Below are 21,151 nucleotides of genomic sequence, written 5' to 3' on the forward strand. Positions count from 1 at the left end.
GCCGCCGGGCCCCGGCGGGGCGGCCGGAGGAGGCGGTGCGGCCCTGCGGGGCACGGGGCCGCACCGGGCCGGGCTCAGCGGCGTCTTCCGGCGCGGGCTGTGACGCGGGCGCCGCGGAGCCCGGCCCAGCGGCGGCGGTGGAAGATCGGGTCGCAGCCGTAGATGTCGAACTCGATCCCCTGCGGGGCCGCCCCGCCGCCGGTCAGGAGCGGGGTGAGGGTGCCGAGGATCGCCTCGCCGTGCCGGTGGACGGCGCGGTCGCCGGGGATCTGCTCGCCCGCCCAGGTCAGCTCGTCCCCCGCCAGATGCAGCGCCCTGGCGGAGCCGGACAGCACCAGCGCGGTGCCGTGGGCGCGCAGGGAGATCAGCGCGTCCTTCTCCCACGGCCGGGGGGAGCGCGGAGAGCGGGCGGCGGGCGCCTGCGCGGTCAGCGGGCGGCCCCGCGCCGGCCCCTTGTGGATCCGTCGCCGCACCCTCGGCCACGCCGAAGGCCGCAACCGCACGTCGTCGCGGACGATGAGCAGGTCCATCGGCGTCTCCCCGAGGTGCAGCCAGTGCGCCACGAACGCGGGAGGCTCGCCCGCCGGGGCCGGCACGTGCACGGCGCTGTGCCCGCTCACCGCCGCCAGCCGGACCAGCGCCCCGAGCCGCAGCAGGTCCGCCCGCGACCCGACCACCATCCCGTAGCCGCTTTGGTGCGGGGACCGCAGCCACAGGTTCCGCAGCGGCCGGCGCGGCTCGAGCACCCGCCGCAGCTCTCCCGGCCCCGGCGTCCGATAGGAGGTCAGCGGTAGTCGCATGCTCGTCGGCCGGTGCGGCGGGTCAGACGATCAGGCCTTGGGCGCGGGCCTGTGCCAGCGCCCGATGGGCGTCGGGGGTGTCGAGCATCTCCAGGCCCCGCACGGCCCAGAACTGCAGCGGGTCGTCGCAGTCGTCCAGGTGCCGGGTGAACACGGGCAGGGCCTTGGGGTCGCGGGCCTCGGCGATGAGCTCCAGGAGCAGGCGGCGGAAATCGGGGTCCTCCTCCCCGGTGAAGGCGGCGATGAGGTCCTCGACGTAGGAGTCGGCGTGTTCGCGCAGGAAGTCGAAGCCCTTCTCGCGTTCGGCGGGGTCCTGGCTGCGCATGCGTTCCAGGGCGCGCGCGACATGGGGCTCGGGCACCTGCTCCTCCCGGCGTTCGGCGACGTGGGGAATTGTCGCAGAAGGTCGCAGAAGACGCGGTGTTCGCGCGATGCCGGAGAAGTGTCGCGGTCGGGGAGACGCCAGGTCGAGGAGACATCGGGCCGGAGAGGCGCCGGACCGGGGAGACGTCGGGTCGGGGAGGCGGCGTTCGACGCTCGGATCCGGCGGGGGAGGGAACGGCGGGGCGATGTGGGGGAGGCGGGGCGAGGAAGGCCCCGGTGGGTGGGGCGACACGGTCCCGGGGCCAAACCGGGTACTCACGTTTCCCCGGCGAACAAGATCATAGACGTTTCGGGTGGCTTTTGGGGATGTCCCTAAAACAAACATCGGTATGAACCGAACAGGGCATCGGTTCCCGTGTGAAGGGCCCTGCCCGACCGTTGGGTCGGCAGGCCGGGGCGGGCGGTGAAGAACGGACCGAAGGACGGCGACCGCGCCCCGGCGACGGGGGAGATCCGCCGTCGCGGGGACGGCGGACGGAGCGGCCGGTCGCGCGCCGGACGAGGGGGGATGCGGTGAAGGGCCTGCGGCCATGGTGACGCTCGTGGTCTTCCACGCGGTCGTCGCGGTGGCGGTGCCGTGGGCGCTGCGGTGGGACCGGCGGCTGATGGCGCTGGTGGCGGCGCTGGCCCCGGCGGTGACGGTGCTGTGGACGCTCCGCCAGGCCGGCACGGTGGCCGGCGGCGGGCAGCCCGCCGAGATGATCGAGTGGGTCCCCGAGCTGGGGCTGGTCCCGCAGTTCCGCCTCGACGGCCTGGCCTGGGTGCTGCTGCTCCTCATCGGTGCGGTCGGAGCGCTGGTCCTGATCTACTCGGCCTGGTACTTCCCCGCACCGCCCACCCTGGGCGTCGGCGTGCTGGTGGCGTTCGCCGGGGCCATGACCGGCCTGGTGCTGGCCGACAACCTGCTCATCCTGTACGTGTTCTGGGAGCTGACCACATTGTGCTCCTACCTGCTGATCGGCGGGTTCGCGCCCCAGGACGCCCAGGCCCGGCGGGCGGCCAACCAGGCGCTGATCACCACCACCGGGTTCGGGCTGGTGATGCTGGCCGGGCTGATCGTGCTGGGCCAGCAGGCGGGCACCTTCACCCTCTCGGCGCTGCTGGCGGACCCGCCCCGCGGCCCCGCCACGGAGCTGGCGCTGGTGCTGATCCTGCTGGGGGCGTTCGTCAAATCGGCGCAGATGCCGCTGCACGCTTGGCTGCCCTCGGCGATGGTCGCGCCCACCCCGGTGAGCGCCTACCTGCACGCGGCGGCGATGGTGCAGGCGGGGGTGTACCTGGTGGCGCGGCTGGCCCCGGCGTTCGCCGACACGACGGTGTGGCGCCCCCTGGTGATCGTCGTCGGCCTGGTGAGCCTGATCGCGGCGGGCTGGCACGCCCTGTGGCAGGACGACCTCAAGCTCCTGCTGGCGTACGGGACGATCAGTCAGCTCGGCCTGCTCATGGTGCTGTGCGGGGCCGGGACGCGCACGGCCGCGCTGGCCGGACCGGCGCTGCTGCTGGCCCACGGGCTGTTCAAGGCCCCGATGTTCCTGGCGGTGGGCGTGGTGGACCGCACCTATGGGACGCGCCTGGGCAGCGCGCTCCACGGGGTGGGACGGCGCATGCCCTGCCTGGGGCTGGCCATGGCCGCCGCCGTGGCGTCGATGGCGGGCCTCCCCCCGTTCCTCGGCTTCACGGCCAAGGAGGCGGCGCTGGAGGCGTTCGCCCACCCGGGCCCGGACCTGGCGGTGTTCACGGGCGTCGCCGCCGGCTCGGTCCTCACCGTGGCGTACGGGATCCGCTTCCTGCAAGGCGCCTTCGGCGGGGACGTCGGCGGAACCGGCGACAAGCCCCCCTCGCGGAGGGCGTTCTCCCCCGCCCACCTGAGAGGAGTCCTGACCGCCGGACCGCGGGACCCCGTCCCCGGCCTCGCCTGGTGGCCCATCGCCGTCTTATCGGCCGCGGGCCTCCTCGCGGGGCTGATCCCCGGGGCGTGGCAGGACCTCATCGGGCCGTACGCCGACCGGTTCACCGCCGCCGCCCCCTATAAGCTCGCCCTCTGGCACGGGATCGGCCCGCCGCTGGCGGCCTCCGCGGCGATCCTGGCGCTGGGGGTCGGCGTCTACTTCACGGCCCCCCGCGCCCTGCACGAGGCCACCGGCCGCCTCCCCACCGCACAGGGCGGCTACCGCGCCGCCCTCAAGACGCTGTTCGCGGCGGCCCACCGGCTGACCCGGCGCACCCAGGTCGGCTCCCTCCCCGCCTACCTGGCGGTCATCGTCGCGACCGTCCTCGCCCTCCCCGGCACGGCCCTGGTGGCGGGCCTCGCCGGGGAGACCGTCCCGCCCCTGCGGAGCGGAGGGCTGACCCTGTGGGACGACCCCGTCCAGGCCGTGCTCGGCCTCATCGCCGTCACCGGGGCCCTCGCCGCGATGCGGATGCACCGCAGGCTGTCGGCCGTGCTCCTGCTCGGCGCGGTCGGCTACGCCATGGTCGGGCTGTTCATCCTGCACGGCGCCCCCGACGTGGCGCTGACCCTGCTGGTCGTGGAGACCCTCACCCTGATCGTGCTGGTGTTCGTGCTGCGCCGGCTGCCCGAGGACTTCCCGCGGCGTCGCCGCTCACGCCGGCTGCAGTTCCTCTCGGGGCTGCTGGGGGCCGCCGCCGGCGCGTTCATCGCGTCGCTGCTGGCCGTGATGACGCTCAGCCGGCGCGACCCGCCGGTCGGCCCCGGCTACGTCGCCCAGGCCCGCGCCGAGAAGGCGGGGAACGTCGTCGACGCCATCCTGGTCGACCTGCGCTCCCTGGACACCACCGGCGAGATCGGCGTGCTCGCCGTCGCCGCGGTCGGCGTGACGGCGCTGATGCTCGCCGGCATGCACCAAGGCCGCTTCGAACGCCCGCCGCAGGACCCCGGCGGGGGCCGCTGGCTCGCCGCCCCCGGCCCTCCACCGCTCGGCCCGCCCTCGGTGCTGCTGGCGATCACGGCCCGGCTGCTGATCCCGACGATCCTGGTGTTCTCGATCTACCTGCTGGTGGCGGGGCATGTGCAGCCCGGCGGCGGATTCGTCGGCGGGCTCGTCGCCGGATCGGCGTTCGTGCTCCGCTACCTCGCCGGGGGCATGCGGGAACTGGCCGCCGCCCTCCCTTGGCACCCGAACGTCCTCATCGGCGGCGGTCTGGGGCTCGCGCTGCTCACCGGGGCGGTCCCCTGGGCCGTGGGCGGGGCGTTCCTGGAGTCGGCCGCGGCGGAGTGGACCTGGCCGCTGCTGGGGCACGTCGAGGCGCCGAGCGGCCTGGTGTTCGACCTGGGCGTGTACCTGCTGGTGCTGGGGCTGGTGCTGAGCCTGCTGCGGTCCCTGGGCACCAGCCTGGAGGAGGAGCCCGACGTCCCGGACGCGTCCCGAGGCGAGGCGCGATGAGCCTGGTGCTGCTGATCGTGATCGGGGTGCTGTTCGCCGTCGGGTTCCACCTGCTGCTGCAGCGCTCGCTGATCCGGATCGTGGCGGGGTTCGTGCTGCTCGGGCACGGCTCCACCCTCGCGCTGCTGGTGGCGGGAGGCCCCGCCGGGGACCCGCCGCTGCTGGGGCGCGTCCGCCGGGGCCCGATGACCGACCCGCTGCCGCAGGCGATGGCGCTGACCGCGATCGTCATCACCTTCGGGGTGACCGCGTTCCTGCTGGCCCTGGCCTACCGGAGCCGGGTGTTCCTCGGGGAGGACGAGGTGCCCGACGACGTGGAGGACCGCCGGATCGCCGCCGAGGCCCGCCGCGGGGACTACGACGAGGAGGGCGGCGGATGAGCGACGTCCTGCTCCCCCTCCCGTACGCGATGCCGCTGGCCGGCGCGGCGCTCGGGCTGCTGCTGTGGCGGTGGCAGAACGCGTTGCGCCTGCTGGGCCTGGGGATCCTCGCCGCCACCGTCGCCGCCGCGATCGGGGTGCTCATGGCCGTCGCCGACCGCGGCGTGATCGCCGTCCAGATCGGCGGCTGGCCCGCGCCGCTCGGCATCACCCTCGTCGCCGACCGGCTGTCGGCGCTGATGCTGCTGGTGTCGAGCACGGTGCTGCTGGCGATCCTGCTGTACGCGGTGGGGCAGGGCGTCGTGGGGCACTCGGAGGCCGAGCCGAACTTCTTCTACCCCGCGTACCTGACGCTGGCGGCGGGCGTGTGCCTGGTGTTCCTGGCCGGGGACCTGTTCAACCTGTTCGTGGCCTTCGAGGTCATGCTGGCCGCCAGTTACGTGCTGCTCACCCTGGGGCCCAACCCGGCCCGCATGCACGCCGGCATGACCTACGCGGTGGTCAGCCTGACCTCCTCGATCCTGTTCCTCACCTCGGTCGCCGTCACCTACGCGGCCACCGGCACGGTCAACCTGGCGGACCTGTCCGTGCGGACGGCGAACCTGCCGGAAGGGCTGCGGACCGTCCTGGCGCTGATGTTCCTGGTGGTGTTCGGCATCAAGGGGGCGGTGGCGCCGCTGCACCTGTGGCTGCCCGACAGCTACCCGGCCGCCATCACCAAGATCACCGCGGTGTTCGCGGCGCTGCTCACCAAGACCGCCGTCTATGCGCTGATCCGCACCCAGACGCTGCTGTTCCCCGACGGGCGGATCGGCACGGTGCTGCTGGTGCTGGCGGCGGCGACCATGCTGATCGGGCTGCTGGGGGCGCTGACCCAGCAGGACATCCACCGGGTGCTGTCGTTCGCGCTGGTCGGCCACATCGGGTACCTGGTGTTCGGGCTGGGGCTGCTGTCGGTGGCGGGCCTGACCGGCGCGATCGTGTACCTGGTCCACCACATCGTGGTGCAGGCGACGTTGTTTCTGGTCAGCGACATCATGCAGGACGAGACCGGGGAGACGTCGCTGGAACGGCTCGGCGGGCTGGCCGGGTCCTCGGCGTTCCTCGCCGCGCTGTTCTTCGTGCCCGCGATGAGCCTGTCGGGCGTGCCGCCGCTGTCGGGCTTCGTGGCCAAGCTCGCGCTGCTGGAGGCCGGATTCGGCTCGGACCGGACGCTGGGGCGCGCGGTCGCCGCCGTCGCGGTGCTGACCGGGCTGCTGACCCTGATCGCGATGAGCCGGGTGTGGACGCTGGCGTTCTGGCGCCCCCACACCCCCTCCGGCGAGCCCGGCCCCGCCCCGGAACCCGGCGAACGGCCCGACCCGAATCCCGGCGGGCGGCCCGACCCGGATGCCGGCGGGCGGCCCGACCCGCCCCTCGGCCCGGAGCCCGGCGAACGGCCCGGCCTGTCCCGCCCCCAGCGCTACAGCCGCGGCCTCGTCCGCGCGGTGACCGCCGGGATGGTCGCCCTCGGCCTGGCGATCGCGGTGTTCGCCGGCCCGCTGACCTCCTGGAGCCTGCAGGCCGCCGCCGACCTGGTCGACCGGACGGCTTACCGGCAGGCGGTGGGGGAAGGAAGGAACCCGTGAGGAGGGCATCGGACGACCGCGACGGACCGTCGGCGGGACGAGGCTCGCCCGGCGCCCCCTCCCCGGGCGCCCGCGGATCCGCCGCCTCCACGGCGTTCTCCCGCCTGGCCATGGCGGCCTGGCTGCTGCTGGTGTGGACGGCGCTGTGGGGACGCGTCGGCCCGGCGGTGGTCGCGGGCGGGATCGCGGCGGTCGCCGTGACGCACGCGGCGACCCGCCTGCCCGCGCTGCCGGTGGCCGCGGGGCGGGTGCACGCGGGGGCGCTGGCGCGGGCGCTGTGGGCGTTCCTCGCCGACCTGGCGGTCTCCAGCGTCGTCGTCGGCTGGTACGCGCTGCGCGGCGCGCACGCCGTGCGCGGCGGGATCGTCCGGGTCCGTTTCCGCACCCCCTCGGAGGTGATGCTGGTCATGGTCGTCAACAGCATCTCGCTGCGGCCGGGCTCGCTGGTGCTGGACGTCCGCCGGGACGAGTCGTCGCTGTACATCCACGCCATGCCGGTGCACGACCGGGCCGGGGCCGAACGGGTGCGCGAAGGGGTGCTGGACACCGAACGCCGGCTGATGCGCGCGTTCGGCCACCCGCTGGAGCCGGAGGACTCCCGATGAGCGCCGTCTCCGCCCTCGCCCTGGCGCTGCTGTCGGCGGCGGGCCTGCTGACCATGGCCCGGCTGGTGCGCGGACCCACCGCGCTGGACCGCATCCTGGCGCTGGACGTGCTGTCGGTGCTGCTGGTCAGCGGGGTCGCCGTGGACGCGGCGAGACAGGGCGGCACCGCCTACGCCGACTCCCTGGTGGTGATCGCGCTGCTCGGCTTCGTCGGCACGGTCGCCGCCGCCCGGCTGGCCGGGGAACGGGGGCGGCGCCGATGATCCTCGCCGACCTCCTCACCGCCGTGCTGCTGCCCGCCGGGGCGGGGTTCTCCCTGCTGGGCGCGGTGGGACTGGTGCGGTTCCCCGACATCCTGACCCGGCTGCACGCGGCCACCAAGCCGCAGACCATCGGGCTGCTGCTGGTCCTGATCGGGGCCGCCGTGCAGATGGAGTCGATCGCCGACGTCACCCCGCTGCTGCTGGTGGCGATCTTCCAGCTGACGACCTCCCCGGTGGTCGCCCAGACGGTGGGCGCGACCGCCTACCGGTCCGGCGCCGAGCACCCGGCGTTCTTGGTCGTCGACGAGTCGGGCGAACGGGGGTGAGTGCCGCTCCATGCCGTTCCGCAAACATCCCAAGGACGCCCCGCCGCAGCCCGCGCCGAAGCGGCCCCACACGACCGGCCTGGCCGGGGAGGCCGCCCGCGTGCAGCACGACGGGGCCGGGGTGCCCGCCGGGCTGCGGGTCGCCGCCGTCACCGGCGCCTACCTGCTGATCATCGCGCTCGCCGTCTACCTGGTCGTCACCGTGCTGGTGCGGCTGGCGCCGCTGACGCTGGCGATCGTGGCGGCCTTGCTGACGACCGCGCTGATGCAGCCGGTCGCCGGCGGGCTGCGGCGGCTGCGGGCCCCGGCCTGGGCGGCCGCGCTGGGCGGGGTGCTGACCCTCCTGCTGGCGATCGCGCTGCCGTTCACCCTGATCACCAACCGGGTGGTGGGGCAGTGGGGCCGCCTGCGGGAGCAGACCGAGCAGGGCCTGCTGAGGATCCGCCAATGGCTGGTCGAGGGCCCGCTGCCGGTCTCCCAACGCCAGCTGGACGCCGCCCTCGACGGGATCATCGCCGGGGCGCGCAACGCCGCCCCCGACCCGGTCGGCGGGGCCACCGCCGCGGCCGAGGTGCTGACCGCCGTCGTGCTGGCCCTGGTGCTGATGTTCTTCCTGCTCAAAGACGGCGAGCAGATGGCCCGGTGGACGCTCGACCTGGTGCCCGACCGGCACCGCTCCCGGGTGGCCGCCGCCGCGGCCGCGGGCTGGCGCACCCTGGTCTCCTACATCCGCGGGACGTTCATGGTCGCCGCCGTCGACGGCATCGGCATCGGCGTCGGATTGGCGATCATCGGCGTCCCGCTGGCCCTGCCGCTGGGTCTGCTGACGTTCGTGTCCGCGTTCATCCCGATCGTCGGGGCCACCCTCGCCGGGGCGGTCGCGGTGCTGGTCGCCCTGGTCAGCAACGGCGTCACCGACGCCCTGCTGGCGCTGGGCGTGGTGCTGGCCGTCCAGCAGGCCGAGGGCAACCTGCTGCAACCGCTGATCATGGGCCGGGCGCTGCGTCTCCACCCGGCCGTCATCCTGGTCGTCGTCACCGCCGGGACCCTCCTGGCCGGGGTGGCCGGGGCGGTCGTCGCCGTCCCGATCGTCGCCATCGCCTACCGCGTCGCCCGCAGCCTCCGCGAGACCAGGGAGGCCCCTGCTCAGGAGCCCGCCGAGCCCGTCCCGGACGCTCCCGGGTGACCGCCATGGGCGGGCGCCGCGCCGGGGCGGGGCGGGCGCCGTGGTCGGGACGATCGTCGCACCGGCCGGCCTCGGCGGCGGTCGCGGACGATCACGGGTGGTCGCGGTGCCGGGCCGATCTCACGGATCGCTCACGAACCGGCGCGGCCGCCGTCGAGCGACCGCGGGCGATCGCGGACGGCCGCGTTGCCGGGGGAGCGTCGGACGCCTAGCGTGCTCGGCATGTCCACGCTTCCCGAGCTCTACATCGCCACCGACGTGGAGGCCGACGGGCCGATCCCCGGGCCCTACAGCATGCTCTCGCTGGGCATGGCGGTCGTCGGACGTCCCGACCTGGAGTTCTACACCGAGCTGAAGCCGATCTGTGAGGACTACGTTCCCCAGGCGCTGGCGGTGTCCGGCCTGGACCGCGACCGGCTGATGCGGGAGGCGCCCCCCGCCGAGGAGGCGATGGCCGCCGCGGCGGCCTGGATCAACGGGCTGCGCACGATCGGCCGTCCCGTCTTCCTGGCCGGCCCCGCCGTCTTCGACGGGATGTTCGTGCACTGGTACTTCATGCGCTTCCTCGGCAAGAGCCCGTTCAGCGCCAGCGGCGCGGGCATCGACCTGCGCAGCTACTGGATGGGCCTGACCGGCTCCGAGTGGCGGGACACCCGCAAGAGCTCCATCAAACGGCAGCTGGAGATCACCGGCGTGCCGCACACCCACCACGCCCTGCAGGACGCCCACGAGCTGGCCCAGGTCTTCGAGGCCGTGCTGAAGGCGGGGGAGCGGATGCGCGCACCCGACCCGTCGCGCACCGACGCCCCGTCGCGGTGACGCGCGGCGGGGCGCGACGGCGTCAGGGGCGGCGGGCGGCGACGCCGGGCGGGCCGCCTACTCGTGGCACCGCCACTGGTCGTTCTCTTGGCGTGCCTTCAAGTCCGCCTTGTTGTACTGCCAGGTCGTACTGCAAGCTGCAGGCGAGATCCTTGTTGATCCCCAACAGGCACATCCGGTCCCTGCCGTTGGGAACGTCTGCGGTGACGCCGTTGACCTTGCCGAAACGCTGTCGGCAGCAGCCGGTCATGTCGTCTATGCCGCCGTGGTTCCCGCCACGGCGGTCGACGCATTCTCCGCTGTAGGGGCGGCCCTTCTCGATCTCGATGTGCAGGTCCCTCCTGCCCTTCTCCCAGTTGCAGACCTCGCTCAGGGAGGGGACTTTCCAGGAGCAGCGCTCGGTGTCGTTGGAGGGAAGGCCGTAGGACCGGCAGCACCGCGTCAGGTCCATTCCGCCGACCGGGTGGTATCTGACGAGCTTCCCCGGCTCGGCGAGGAACCGCACCGCCGACGCGACCACCCCGAAGAAGAGGGCCGCGGCCATGGTCCTGGACGGCCCTCTCCACCGGATCGCCGCCATGCACTCCCGCAGCGAGCGCTGAGCGATCGAACCCGCGATCCCGTCGATGAACACGGCGACGACGGTCGTCAGTGCGAAGGTGAATGAGAAAGCGCCATCGCGCCCGGGAGCGCCAGCCGGCCCGCGGTGCCTCGGGGCGGCGGGGAGCGCGGTACGAGGGCTTCGCCGACGACGGTGCACAGTCCGATGAAGATCGCAACCAGCGCGATGACCAGGATGTAATGACGAACCCCGACCTCGCGCCTCTCCTCGGTCATCGTTGCGTCTTTCCGCGACTGGCGATCCGGTGAAAAGCCTGCCGTCAGTACGCCTCGGTGGAATAAGTCGACACAATGTGTCACGTTCGGCTGTGATGGAAGTGCGGCTCCGCGTCGTCGACGTCGAGGAACAACAACGGCGGGCGCCGCGAGCCGGTCACGCCCGCACGATAACACGTACGATCACGGGCATCCGCGGTTTCATCAGGAGGCTCCAGCCCTTTCCCGCCGCATCAGGAAAAACGCTTTCCGGCGGGGCGTCGGCCGTGACATCGTCCCCCGGAAAAGGCGCGATGGAGGTCGCGTTCTTCGAGGGCGTCCACGGTGCGCGCCGCACGCACCGGGTGCCGCTCGGGAAGGGACGGGAATCGGCTCGACGCGTCGATCCGGGCGGGGGATCCGGGCGCGTCCCTCGCCTGAACGACGACATGAGGCCGGCCGGCGGTTCGAGGCGGACGACCCCACCCGGCACGGCCCGCCCGGGCCCGGGCGCCCCCCGGATTCAGAACAGGCCGAGGCGGTGGGCGAGGGCGGCGGCCTCGCCCCGGCTGCCGACGCCGAGCTTGGCGAGGATGTTGGAGACGTGCACGCTGACGGTCTTGGTGGAGATGAACAGCTCCTCGCCGATCTGGCGGTTGCTCTTCCCCGCCGCCACCAGGCGGAGGACCTCGGCCTCGCGTTCGGTGAGGCCCAGCCGTTCGAGGGCGGGGGCCTCGTCGGGGACCTCCTCGGCGAGGGACAGGCCGGAGCTGCGCGCCAACAGGCGGACCTCCTCGGCGAGAGCGTCGGCCCCCAGCCGTTCGGCCTGCTCGGCGGCGGTGCGGAGCAGATCGCGGGCGGCGGAGCGGGCGCGTTCGGCCAAGGCGGCCTCGGCGGCGCGCAGCCGGGCGTGGGCGGCGGGGAACGGACGCCCCAGCGCGTCCCAGGCGGCGACCACCTCCGTCCAGGGGCGCTCCCCCCGGGCGGCGGCGAGCTGGGCGGCATAGGCCGACCAGACGGGGGTGCTGGTCGGCAGACGGGACGCGGCCTCGGCCGCCTCGGCGGCCAGCTCGGGCATCCGAGCCGCCGCCGCCAGCAGCGGCCAGTCCTGCACGGTCCCCGTCAGGGCCTCGCCCAGCGCGGGGGCGGTGTTCTCCGCCAGCGCCAGCAACGCCGCCTGGCGGAGCACCGGTGCGGCGGACTCCTGCAGCGAACGGGCGGCCGCCAGATGCTCCCGGGCCATCTCGATGCGGCCGCGGGCCAGCGCCAGCCCCGACAGCAGGGCGTGCAGCTCGGCGCCCTGGACCCCCGGCGGATCCAGGTTCAGCGCCTCGCGGCCGACCCGCTCCGCCTCCGCCCAGCGTCCGGCGTCCGTCAGCACCGCCACCAGCCGGGCCGTCGCCCGGATGCCCAGCGAGCGTTCCACCCCGGCGTTGCGGCACGCCTCCACGCAGATGCGCGCCACCTGCTCGGCCTCGGCGTCCCGGCCGAGGTCGTGCAGGGCCCCGGCCAGGTTGAGGGCGGCGCGCGCCACCGCCTGGTCGTCGCCGTCGCCGCGGGCCAGCTCCAGCGCCCGCTGCAGCGACTCGACCGCTGGCTCGTACTCCCCCAGCTCCCACAGCGCCCACCCGTGGGTGATCCGGGCGTTGGCCTCCAGCGGGGTGCCGGCGGCCAGCTCGGCGGCCTCCCGGGCGGCCTCCCGCCCCCGCACCGGCTCCCCCGACAGGGTCAGCACCGCCGCCGCCAGATCCAGCAGCTGCGCCCGTTCGGCGTCGGGCACCGGCAGCGCCAGGGCCTCGTCCACGGCGGTCACCGCGCCGGGCCGGCCCAGCCCGGCCAGCGTCAGCCCGCGCTGGGCCAGCAGGATCGCGGTCCGGCCGGGCTCGCGCGACCGGTCGGCCTCGGCCAGCGCCCGGTCGATCAGCTCCAGCGCGTGCAGGCCCTCGCCGGCCCAGCTCGCCGCCATGATCGCCGTCTCGAACAGCCCCAGCCGGTCCACCTCCGCGGGCGGCTCGGGCACCTCCTCCCACAGGTCCAGGGCGCGTTCCAGCAGCTGCGCCCGCTCGGCGAGGGCGTGCAGCCGGCCGGCGACGTCCGCGGCCCGCAGCGTCGCCTCCAACGCCCGGTCGGCCGCCCCCGCGCCGTGCCAGTGGTAGGCCAGCTCGGCGGCGTGCCGGTCCGGATCCACCAGCCCCGGGTCGGCGGTCAGCGCGTCGGCGTAGGCGCGGTGCAGCCGGGCGCGTTCGGCGGGCAACAGCTCGGTGCGGATCGCCTCCCGCAGCAGCCCGTGCTGGAACACATAGCCGTCCCCCTCGGGGATCAGCACCCGGGCGTCGGCGGCGGCGCGCACCCCCGCCAGCAGCGCCGGCTCCGCCAGCCCGGCCGTGGCGGCGAGCAGCCCGTGCGGCACCCGCCCGCCTCCGACCGCCGCCACCCGCACCAGGCGGCGGGCGTCCTCCGGCAGCCGCTGCACCCGCCCCAGCAGCAGGTCCCGCAGCGTGTCGGGCATCTCCTCGCCGCCCGCCCGGGCCAGCTCCTCGGTGAAGTAGGGGTTGCCGCCCGCGCGCCGGAACACCCGCTCCACGAACCGTTCGTCCGCCCCCGGCTGCAGCCGCCGCACCAGCTCCGCGGTCTCCGCCCGCGACAGCGGCTCCAGCTCGGTGCGGTGCACGTTCGGCAGCCGCCCCCACTGGGCCAGGAACGGCCGCAGCGGATGGGCGCGGTCCAGGTCGTCGGACCGGTGGGCCGCCACCAGCAGCACCCGCGCCGCCGGACCCAGCGTCCGCACCAGCACGTCCAGCAGGTCCCGCGTCGAGGGGTCCGCCCACTGCAGGTCGTCGATCAGCAGCAGCACCGGCCGCCGCTCGGAGAGCCTGCGCAGCAGCGCGGCGAACAGGTCGAACGTCCGCGCCCTGGGCTCGGGCCCCCGCCCTCCGGCGTCGAACTCCGGCAGCAGCCGCAGCAGCCCGTCCACCCCCGGCAGCATCCGGGACAGCTCCTCGGGGCCGGGTGAGGCCGTCAGCTGGCGCAGCATCGCCGTCACCGGGGCCATCGGCAGCCCTTCGGCGCCCAGCTCCACGCACGCCCCGCGCAGCACGAGCCGGTCGGAGGCGCGCGCCGCCACGTGCTCCAGCAGCCGGGTCTTGCCGATCCCCGCGGGCCCGCCGACCACGACGATACGGAAGTCCCCGCGCGCGGCGTCCTCCTCGATCCGCGCGACCAGCTCCCGGCGTCCCACGAACAACATCGGCCTAAGCGTAGGGGCCCGGCATATCTGAGGTAGCGGATAAGCCACCTTACCGAGGCGCGACCCGGCGTCTCAGCACGACCGTGGTCATCGTCAGAAAGGAGTGGCGATGACGACAGTTCAGCGGGCGGCGGGTCCGCCGCAGACGGCGGACCCCAGACGCTGGGCGGCGCTGGCGATCGTGCTGCTCGGCGTGTTCATGGACCTGGTCGACATCACGATCGTGCTGGTCGCCGCGCCGGCGATCCAGACGGATCTGGGCGCCGGGCACTCGTCGATCCAGTGGGTGGTGGCCGCCTACGCCCTCGGGCTCGGGCTGCTGCTGATCACCGGGGGTCGGCTGGGAGACCTGTTCGGCCGCAAGCGGATGTTCCTGACCGGCGTCGCCGGCTTCACCGCCGCATCGATGGCCTGCGGGCTCGCCCAGGGGATCGGGATGCTGATCGCGGCGCGCGCGGTGCAGGGCGCGGCGGCGGCCATGATGGTGCCGCAGGCGCTGGCCACCATCCAGGTCGCCTTCTCGGTGGAGGAGCGGCCCAAGGCGTTCGGCATCTACGGGGCGGTCAACGGCGTGGCCGCCGCGGCGGCGCCGATCATCGGCGGGCTGCTGGTCGGCGACGACCCGACCGCCTGGCGCTGGGTGTTCTGGGTGAACGTGCCGATCGGGGTCATCGCGTTCATCGGCGCGGCCGCCCTGATGCGCGAGTCGCGGGCCGAGCGACGGCCCCGGCTGGACGTGCTGGGCGTGCTGATCGTGACCCTGGGCCTGCTGCTGGCGCTGTACCCGCTGGTGCAGGGGTCGGAGCTGGGCTGGCCCTGGTGGGGCTGGGCCATGATGGCCGGTTCCCTGCCGGTGCTCGCGGTGTTCGCCTACACGCAGGCGCGGCGGGAGCGGGCCGGGGGCATGCCGCTGGTGCCGACCTCGCTGTTCCGGCTCCGGTCGTTCGTGGCCGGGCTGGTGATCATCGTGGCGGTGTTCTCCTCGATCTCCGCCCTGTTCCTGGTGCTGACCTGGCAGCTGCAGCAGGGGCACCACTTCACCGCGCTGCGCACCGGACTGACCTTCCTGGCCTGGCCGGTGGGGCTGGCGGCCACCTCCGGCATGGCGGTGCAGCACGCCGCCAAGGCCGGGCGGCGGCTGGTGGCCATCGGGACGGTGCTGCTGGTCCTGTCGATGTCGACGCTGGTCGCCACGATCGGGCTGGCGGACGACCTGACGTCCTGGCACCTGGTGCCGGGTCTGCTGCTCGGCGGCATCGGATTCGGGATGGTCGCCCCGATCCTGGTGCACATCGGGCTGTCGGGGGTGCCGGAGGAGAACGCCGGTGCGGCCTCCGGGGTCGCCAACACGGTCGTGCAGGTGTCCGGGGCCGCCGGGATCGCTGTGGTCGGCTCGCTGTTCACCACCTTCCTGGACCACGGCACGGACCGGGCGGCGCAGCTTTCGTTGGGATTCGTCGCGGTGGCGTTCCTGGTCGGCCTGGTGCTGTGCCGGGCGCTGCCCAAGACCGCACGGAGCATGTCATGACCGTCAAGAACACGCCGGACGGCGTCATCATCGCGATGCCCGAGGACCAGGAGCAGCAGGGACGGTCGGTGGCCCGGCTGAGCTTCGACAACGGGCTGCAGCACGTCACCCTGCGCGCCGACGCGGACATGACCGACCTGGTGCAGGCCGACTTCACCGGACCGCGGCCGGACGTGTGGGCCGACGGGCGCAACGTCCACATCGAGTACCCCCACCGGTTCCCGCTGCCCCACCGCACCCGGCGCGCCACCGTCCGGATCAACGCGAACGTCCCGTGGGCGCTGGACGTGCACGGCGGCGCCTCCCACCTGGACGCCGACCTGACCGGGGCGGCGGTGCGGTCCGTGGCGATCCACTCCGGCGCCGCCCAGGTGCGGCTGGCGCTGGGCCGCCCGGACGCCTCCCGCACCATCCGGCTGGCGTCGGTGCGGGACCTGGTGATCGAGCGGCCCGCCGGGGTGCCGGTGCGGCTGGAGATCACCGGCGGGGCCACGAAGGTCGCCCTGGACGACCGCTGGTTCGGAGCGGTGGGCGGCGGGCTGACCGACTGGACGCCCGGTGACCGGAACGCGCCGTCGTACTCGGTGGTCATCGCCGGCAGCGCCGCCGGCGTCGCCATCAAGGAGAGCACCTGATGAACCGCCACGTGCAGCGGTCGGCCCCGGCGGAGCCCGGGGCCGACCCCCGTCCCGCCCCGGCGGCCTCCGCCGGGGGCGGCGGGACCCCTGAGTCCGCAGAAGCCGCCGGGTCCGCCGAGGGCGCCCGGCCCGCCGAGTCCGCCGGAGCCGGGCGGAAGGGGCGGGTCACCCGGCGCACCCTGCTGAAGGCCGGGCTCATCGGGGTCCCGTCCGCCCTGGCCGCCGGGGCGGGCTGGGCCGGATGGCAGTGGGCCTCCGCCGACATCGACACCGCCGGGAAGGTGGCGTTCACCGACCGGCTGCACGTGCCGCCGCTGGCGCGTTCGGTCCGGGGCCCGGACGGACGGCGGGTGTTCGACCTGCGGGCCATGCCCGGTCGGCGGCGGCTCCGGCCGGGCCGCCCCACCGCGACGTGGGGGCTGAACGGGCCGATGCTGGGGCCGACCCTGCGCGCCGCCCGCGGCGAGACCGTCCAGATCAACGTGCGGAACGACCTGCCGGAGACCACCACGATCCACTGGCACGGGATGCACCTGCCCGCCCGCATGGACGGCGGTCCCCACCAGCCGATCGCGCCGGGCGCCACCTGGTCGCCGCACTGGACGATCGACCAGCCCGCCGCGACGCTGTGGTACCACCCGCACCCGCACGGGCGGACCGCCCGGCACGTGTACCGGGGACTGGCCGGGATGTTCATCCTCGACGACCCCGAGGCCCGGGAGGCCGGGCTGCCGTCCCGGTACGGGGTGGACGACATCCCGCTGATCGTGCAGGACGTGCTGCTGGACGAGGCCAACCGGCTGGTCGAACGCCGCGGCCCGATGAACGGCGTCGGCGTCCTCGGCGACCGGGTCCTGGTCAACGGGGTGCTGCACCCCTACCACGAGGTGACGACGGAGCGGGTCCGGCTGCGGCTGCTCAACGGGTCGGGGGCGCGGACCTACCGGTTCGGGTTCACCGACGGGCGGTCGTTCGCGGTGGTCGGCAGCGACGGCGGGCTGCTGCCCGCCCCGTATGAGACCGACCGCATCCAGCTGTCACCGGGGGAGCGCGCCGAGATCGTCGTGACGTTCCGCCCCGGGCAGCGGGCCGTGCTGCGCAGCTACCCGCCGGACCTGGGGGTGGACGTGTGGAACGCCCGGTTCTCCGGGGGCGACGACACCCTCGACATCATGGAGTTCCGCCCGGCCGCGCGGCTGGAGCCGGTCCCCGCCCCGCCCGCCCGGCTGGCCGCCGCGCCCGCCCTGGCCTCGCCGTCCGCCCCGGTCACCCGGACGTTCGAGCTGGCCGGGTTCAGCATCAACGGGCGGCGCATGGACATGAACCGCATCGACTTCGGGGTGGTGCGGAACACCACCGAGGTGTGGGAGATCGTCACGATCGACAACAAGCCCCACAACTTCCACGTCCACGACGTGCAGTTCCAGGTGCTGTCGATCGACGGCGCGCCGCCCCCGCCGCAGCTGCGCGGCTGGAAGGACACCGTCTACGTCCCCAACCAGAAGCCGGTGCGGATCGCGCTGCGCTTCGGCGAGCACACCGACCCGCGCACCCCGTACATGTTCCACTGCCACCTGCTCTACCACGAGGACCAGGGGCTGATGGGGCAGTTCGTCGTCACCGAGCCCGGCCAGGCCCCGCAGGCCCCGCCGAGCGGGCATCACCACCACTGAGCGCGCCCGCCTCGGAGGGACCCCGCGGGCGGGACCGGAGCGCGCCCGCGGACGGCGTCGGGGCGTCACCCGCGGACGCCCGCCGATCCGTCCCCGCCGGGCCGTCGCCGGCGGCATCCCGTCCGAGGCGCCGCTGACGGCTCTCCTCCGGGCCGGCCGGCGGCGGGGATCCGCGGCTCACCGGACGGGGCGGGGGTCCGGCCAGGTGAAGATGAGGCTCTCCCCGACCTTCAGGGAGTTCCACAGCGGGGCGATCTCCTCCAGCCGGGCCACGATCCGCTCGACCGCCGGACGGTCCTCCTCGGGGATCTCCGGCGGCGTCACCCACGGGGGACGTCCGCCCTCGAGCGCCGGGGCGTGGCGCATGCGCCACACCGCGTCGCACAGGGCCGTCAGGCGTTCGGACCGGTGCATGTCGGCCGGGCCCGCGTGATCCCGCCGGCGCAGGTGGGCCTCGCGGCGGGCGGCCTTGCGGTGGAGACGGCGCCGCTGGCGCCGCCCCGGCAGCTCGCCCCGCGGCAGGAAGCTCCCGCCGCCCTGCGCGGCCCGGCCGTACAGCCCGCCCGACAGCCTCAGCTCCGCCTCCACGATGTAGTGGACCAGGTCGTGGGGGATGTGGTCGTCATAGCCGGGGGCCGGGTCCATCCCCCTGGGCATCGACTGCGGGCCGGTGACGGTCACGCCGTAGCGGCGCTCGCCCGTGCGGGTGAAGACGACGTCCATGGCCCCACGGTAGGCCGGGGCGCATGCCGTGAGCAGGTCATTTTCCGCCCAGGCGGGCCAGGACGGCCTCGGCCTCGGCGATGATGCGCTCGATCAGCTCGGCGACCGTGGGCAGGTCGTCGACGACCCCGGCGACCTGGCCGGTGGGCAGGACGCCCGCATCAGGACGGCCCTCCACCAGCGCGGCCCTGATCAGCAGCGGCACGTTGGCGGCGGCGGCGACCTGGAACGGCGTCCGGCCCCGGCGGCGCATCACCAGCCCCTCCCGCAGGGCCTGCATCGGGGTCAGTCCGGTCAGCTCGCGCAGCCGGGCGCTCGCCCGCAGGATGCCCAGGCCGCGCCGCCAGGGCGCCCGCCCGGCCAGCCGGTCGACGAAGTCCGTGGCGATCACCCGCTGAGGGAGGCCGTCGACGGCCGTGGTGACGACCGTGGAGGTCACGTCGGCCTTCAGGTACTCCCGCTTGACCCGGTCGGGGACGCGGCTGTCGGCGGTCAGCAGGAAACGGGTCCCCATGGCGATCCCGTCCGCCCCGTACGCCAGCGCCGACACCAGCCCGCGGCCGTCGTGGAAGCCGCCCGCCGCCAGCACCGGGACGTCCGCGCCGACCGCGTCCACGACCTGGGGGAGCAGCAGCGAGGTGGGCACCGGGCCGGTGTGCCCGCCGCCCTCCCCGCCCTGGGCGATCACCGCGTCCACCCCGAGCGCGGCGACCTTCTCGGCGTGCCGCCGCAGGCCGACGGTGACCATGCACAGCACCCCGGCGTCGTGCAGCATCGCCACGGTGTCCCGGGCGGGGGCGCCGGCGAACGACACCACCCGCACGCCCTCGGCGGCCAGCGCCTCGACCCGTTCGGCGAGGTCGGGCTGGTCGGGCCGCAGATTCACCCCGAACGGGGCGTCGGTGCGCTCCCGCAGCTCGCGGACGGCCGTGATCATCCGCTCGGGCGACATCGTGACGGCGGCCAGGATCCCCAGCCCGCCGGCCCGGGCGGTCGCCGAGGTCAGATGCACGCCCGACACCCAGCCCATCCCGGTCTGCACGATCGGATACCGGATGCCGAACAGCTCGCACGCCCGGGTCCGCAGCGCCGGATGCGTCGGGCGCTCCGCCTCCGGGCCGGCGCCGGCGCCCATCAGGACGGCACCTCGCGATGGCGCAGGCCCTCGGGGTCCAGGCGGTCCAGGACGGCCAGCTCCTCGGGGGTGGGCAGGCGCGTCTGCGGGACCTCCCCGTCGATCGCCAGCTCGAAGCCCGTCGCCGCCTGCACCTCCTCCACCGTCACCCCGGGGTGCACCGAGCGCAGCCGCATCCGGCGGTCGGGGGTCTCGAAGTCCAGCACCGCCAGGTTCGTCACCACCCGGCGCAGCTCGTGGAACCGCGCCGCCGCGCCCACCTGCGCGGCCCGGTCGTAGCCGATCCCGCACACCACGTCGACCTTCTCCACGAACACGCGGGTGCTGTGGCGGGGGATCCAGTAGCTGGTCGGGTTGTTGATCGTGTTGCCCGGGGCGCCCCGGAAGCCCAGCAGCTGCCGCATGGGCCGATCCGGGTCGGCGCCGATCGACGCGATGTTCTGGTTGCCGTACCGGTCGATCTGGGCGGCGCCCATCATCACGTGCCGACGGCCGCCCCACACCACGTCGAACATGCGCCGGTAGGGGTTCCAGCCCGCGATCACCGCGGGCGCCTCGCCGAGCGGGGGAGTGTCGCCGATCAGGCACGCCTCCCCGTCGGTCATCACCAGCCGCGGCTCATGCAGCTCGCGCGCCAGCCGCCCGCCCAGCGTCGGCAGGGTCCCGATCGGGTTGGCGAGGATCTCCCCGTCGCCGCGGAAGCAGTCGGCGATGGCCACCGCGCACACGTCGGCCCGCGCCACGTCCGTCATCGCTTCACCTTCTCCTGGTAGGCGCGCTCGTCCAGGCCGTCGATCCACTCCTTGCGGAAGGCGTCCCACCCGCCGGGCTCCGCGGCCGAGGCCGCATAGTCCCGCTGGAACGCCTCATCGCGCGGATAGTCCGGGACGCAGGAGGTGGGGTGCGCGCCGCCGGGGGCCTCCACCACGCCGTCCACCATCAGCGGCGTCACCCTGATCGACTGCACCGGCCCGGACGCGGTCAGCTCGGCGGTCGGCACGATCCGCTCGCAGGTGAGGAACCGCTGCGCGGCCGCCTCCAGGAACAGGTCGTCGAAGTAGGGGTCCGGTCCGAGGATCTGCCCGCAACCGTTCTCGTCGGCCCGGTTGACGTGCACGATCGCCGCGTCCAGATGCAGCGCGGGCACCGCCACCAGCTCCTCGTGCACGCCGCCCGGCCCCGGGTAGGGGGAGGTCACCGTGCGCAGCTCGGGGTCGATGCGCAGCAGGTCCGAGCCCAGCCCCGCCCGGGTCGGCAGGAACGGCACCCGCCACGCCGCCGCCTGCAGGCCGAGCAGCATCATGCCCTCGTCCATCTGCCGGGCGGCCACCGCGCCGGACTCGCGGGCCCGCCGGAAGTACGGCTCCAGCGGGATGGTGTCCAGCGACACGAACGCGAACACCACCCGCCGCACCTTGCCCGCCGCGCACAGCATCCCCACGTCCGGGCCGCCGCAGGAGACCACCGTCAGGTCCCGCAGCGACGACCGGCAGATCTCCCGCACCACCGACATGGGCTTGCGGCGGCTGCCCCACCCGCCGATCCCGACGGTCATCCCGTCCGCCAGCCGGGCGACGACGTCCGCCTCCGACATCC

The 21,151-nt window shown here is 74.7% G+C and carries 20 protein-coding genes; 11 read left to right on the forward strand and 9 right to left on the reverse strand.

Annotation, left to right across the window (positions count from 1 at the left end; genetic code table 11):
- Positions 1 to 74 precede the first annotated feature (74 nt).
- Both EIO00_RS05155 and EIO00_RS24100 read right to left on the reverse strand, forming a co-directional pair.
- The gene (locus EIO00_RS05155) at positions 75 to 800 is read right to left on the reverse strand and encodes a hypothetical protein (RefSeq protein ID WP_140175766.1); all 726 of its coding nucleotides are present in this window, start codon (positions 798 to 800) and stop codon (positions 75 to 77) included.
- Positions 801 to 822: 22 nt separating this feature from the next.
- The gene (locus EIO00_RS24100; protein ID WP_161602653.1) at positions 823 to 1,161 is read right to left on the reverse strand and encodes a HEAT repeat domain-containing protein; all 339 of its coding nucleotides are present in this window, start codon (positions 1,159 to 1,161) and stop codon (positions 823 to 825) included.
- Positions 1,162 to 1,714: 553 nt separating this feature from the next.
- Between EIO00_RS24100 and mbhE the strand changes: the two genes are divergently transcribed.
- The 8 genes from mbhE (at position 1,715) to EIO00_RS05200 (ending at position 9,795) form a co-directional block, all read left to right on the forward strand.
- Positions 1,715 to 4,588 (forward strand): hydrogen gas-evolving membrane-bound hydrogenase subunit E, encoded by a 2,874-nt coding sequence (gene mbhE / locus EIO00_RS05165; protein ID WP_140175768.1) that lies wholly within the window; start codon positions 1,715 to 1,717, stop codon positions 4,586 to 4,588.
- Entirely contained in the window at positions 4,585 to 4,968 is a 384-nt protein-coding gene (locus EIO00_RS05170; protein ID WP_140175769.1) for a Na(+)/H(+) antiporter subunit C, read from the forward strand. The genes mbhE and EIO00_RS05170 overlap by 4 nt, the downstream gene beginning before the upstream one ends.
- Positions 4,965 to 6,596: a Na+/H+ antiporter subunit D gene (locus EIO00_RS05175; RefSeq protein WP_140175770.1), complete on the forward strand. Its 1,632-nt coding sequence runs from the start codon at positions 4,965 to 4,967 to the stop codon at positions 6,594 to 6,596. The genes EIO00_RS05170 and EIO00_RS05175 overlap by 4 nt, the downstream gene beginning before the upstream one ends.
- On the forward strand, positions 6,593 to 7,201 hold the full coding sequence (locus EIO00_RS05180; RefSeq protein ID WP_140175771.1) for a Na+/H+ antiporter subunit E: 609 nt from the start codon (positions 6,593 to 6,595) through the stop codon (positions 7,199 to 7,201). Before EIO00_RS05175 ends, EIO00_RS05180 begins: the two co-directional genes overlap by 4 nt.
- A complete protein-coding gene (locus EIO00_RS05185) occupies positions 7,198 to 7,464 on the forward strand; it encodes an MrpF/PhaF family protein (RefSeq protein WP_140175772.1) in 267 nt (88 codons plus the stop codon). The genes EIO00_RS05180 and EIO00_RS05185 overlap by 4 nt, the downstream gene beginning before the upstream one ends.
- A complete protein-coding gene (gene mnhG, locus EIO00_RS05190) occupies positions 7,461 to 7,790 on the forward strand; it encodes a monovalent cation/H(+) antiporter subunit G (RefSeq protein WP_175596135.1) in 330 nt (109 codons plus the stop codon). The genes EIO00_RS05185 and mnhG overlap by 4 nt, the downstream gene beginning before the upstream one ends.
- Before the next feature lie 10 nt (positions 7,791 to 7,800).
- Positions 7,801 to 8,976, forward strand: a complete 1,176-nt coding sequence (locus tag EIO00_RS05195) for an AI-2E family transporter (protein WP_140175773.1) — start codon at positions 7,801 to 7,803, stop codon at positions 8,974 to 8,976.
- 222 nt (positions 8,977 to 9,198) lie between these two features.
- Positions 9,199 to 9,795 carry an exonuclease gene (locus tag EIO00_RS05200; RefSeq protein WP_140175774.1) on the forward strand — a complete coding sequence of 199 codons (597 nt, stop codon included), beginning with the start codon at positions 9,199 to 9,201 and terminating at the stop codon, positions 9,793 to 9,795.
- Positions 9,796 to 9,817: 22 nt separating this feature from the next.
- Here the strand turns inward: EIO00_RS05200 and EIO00_RS05205 are convergent, their stop codons facing one another.
- The 3 genes from EIO00_RS05205 to EIO00_RS25535 all read right to left on the reverse strand — a co-directional run bounded on the left by EIO00_RS05205 (position 9,818) and on the right by EIO00_RS25535 (position 13,858).
- Entirely contained in the window at positions 9,818 to 10,429 is a 612-nt protein-coding gene (locus EIO00_RS05205) for a hypothetical protein (RefSeq protein ID WP_140175775.1), read from the reverse strand.
- A gap of 14 nt (positions 10,430 to 10,443) precedes the next feature.
- Positions 10,444 to 10,632, reverse strand: coding sequence for a hypothetical protein (locus tag EIO00_RS05210; RefSeq protein WP_140175776.1), 189 nt, complete (start codon positions 10,630 to 10,632; stop codon positions 10,444 to 10,446).
- A 502-nt stretch (positions 10,633 to 11,134) separates the two neighbouring features.
- On the reverse strand, positions 11,135 to 13,858 hold the full coding sequence (locus EIO00_RS25535; RefSeq protein ID WP_140175777.1) for a helix-turn-helix transcriptional regulator: 2,724 nt from the start codon (positions 13,856 to 13,858) through the stop codon (positions 11,135 to 11,137).
- 109 nt (positions 13,859 to 13,967) lie between these two features.
- On the opposite strand from EIO00_RS25535, the gene EIO00_RS05220 reads away from it, so the two are divergent.
- Genes EIO00_RS05220 through EIO00_RS05230 form a run of 3 tightly spaced genes read left to right on the forward strand, consistent with a single transcriptional unit; the run spans position 13,968 to position 17,697 of the window.
- A complete protein-coding gene (locus EIO00_RS05220; protein WP_140175778.1) occupies positions 13,968 to 15,386 on the forward strand; it encodes an MFS transporter in 1,419 nt (472 codons plus the stop codon).
- Positions 15,383 to 16,021: a hypothetical protein gene (locus tag EIO00_RS05225; RefSeq protein WP_140175779.1), complete on the forward strand. Its 639-nt coding sequence runs from the start codon at positions 15,383 to 15,385 to the stop codon at positions 16,019 to 16,021. Before EIO00_RS05220 ends, EIO00_RS05225 begins: the two co-directional genes overlap by 4 nt.
- Positions 16,021 to 17,697: a multicopper oxidase family protein gene (locus tag EIO00_RS05230; protein ID WP_206664037.1), complete on the forward strand. Its 1,677-nt coding sequence runs from the start codon at positions 16,021 to 16,023 to the stop codon at positions 17,695 to 17,697. Before EIO00_RS05225 ends, EIO00_RS05230 begins: the two co-directional genes overlap by 1 nt.
- A 177-nt stretch (positions 17,698 to 17,874) precedes the next feature.
- Here EIO00_RS05230 and EIO00_RS05235 read toward each other — a convergent pair whose 3' ends face one another.
- From EIO00_RS05235 to EIO00_RS05250, 4 genes are read right to left on the reverse strand one after another with little or no spacing between them, the layout of a single operon-like run.
- Positions 17,875 to 18,420, reverse strand: a complete 546-nt coding sequence (locus EIO00_RS05235; RefSeq protein ID WP_140175780.1) for a hypothetical protein — start codon at positions 18,418 to 18,420, stop codon at positions 17,875 to 17,877.
- 37 nt (positions 18,421 to 18,457) lie between these two features.
- The gene (locus tag EIO00_RS05240) at positions 18,458 to 19,555 is read right to left on the reverse strand and encodes an NAD(P)H-dependent flavin oxidoreductase (protein WP_175596136.1); all 1,098 of its coding nucleotides are present in this window, start codon (positions 19,553 to 19,555) and stop codon (positions 18,458 to 18,460) included.
- Positions 19,555 to 20,307 (reverse strand): CoA-transferase subunit beta, encoded by a 753-nt coding sequence (locus EIO00_RS05245; protein WP_140175781.1) that lies wholly within the window; start codon positions 20,305 to 20,307, stop codon positions 19,555 to 19,557. The genes EIO00_RS05240 and EIO00_RS05245 overlap by 1 nt, the downstream gene beginning before the upstream one ends.
- A complete protein-coding gene (locus tag EIO00_RS05250) occupies positions 20,304 to 21,149 on the reverse strand; it encodes a CoA transferase subunit A (RefSeq protein ID WP_206664053.1) in 846 nt (281 codons plus the stop codon). Before EIO00_RS05250 ends, EIO00_RS05245 begins: the two co-directional genes overlap by 4 nt.
- Positions 21,150 to 21,151 lie beyond the last annotated feature (2 nt).

This window comes from Thermomonospora catenispora, assembly GCF_006363815.1.
GTDB lineage: Bacteria > Actinomycetota > Actinomycetes > Streptosporangiales > Streptosporangiaceae > Thermomonospora > Thermomonospora catenispora.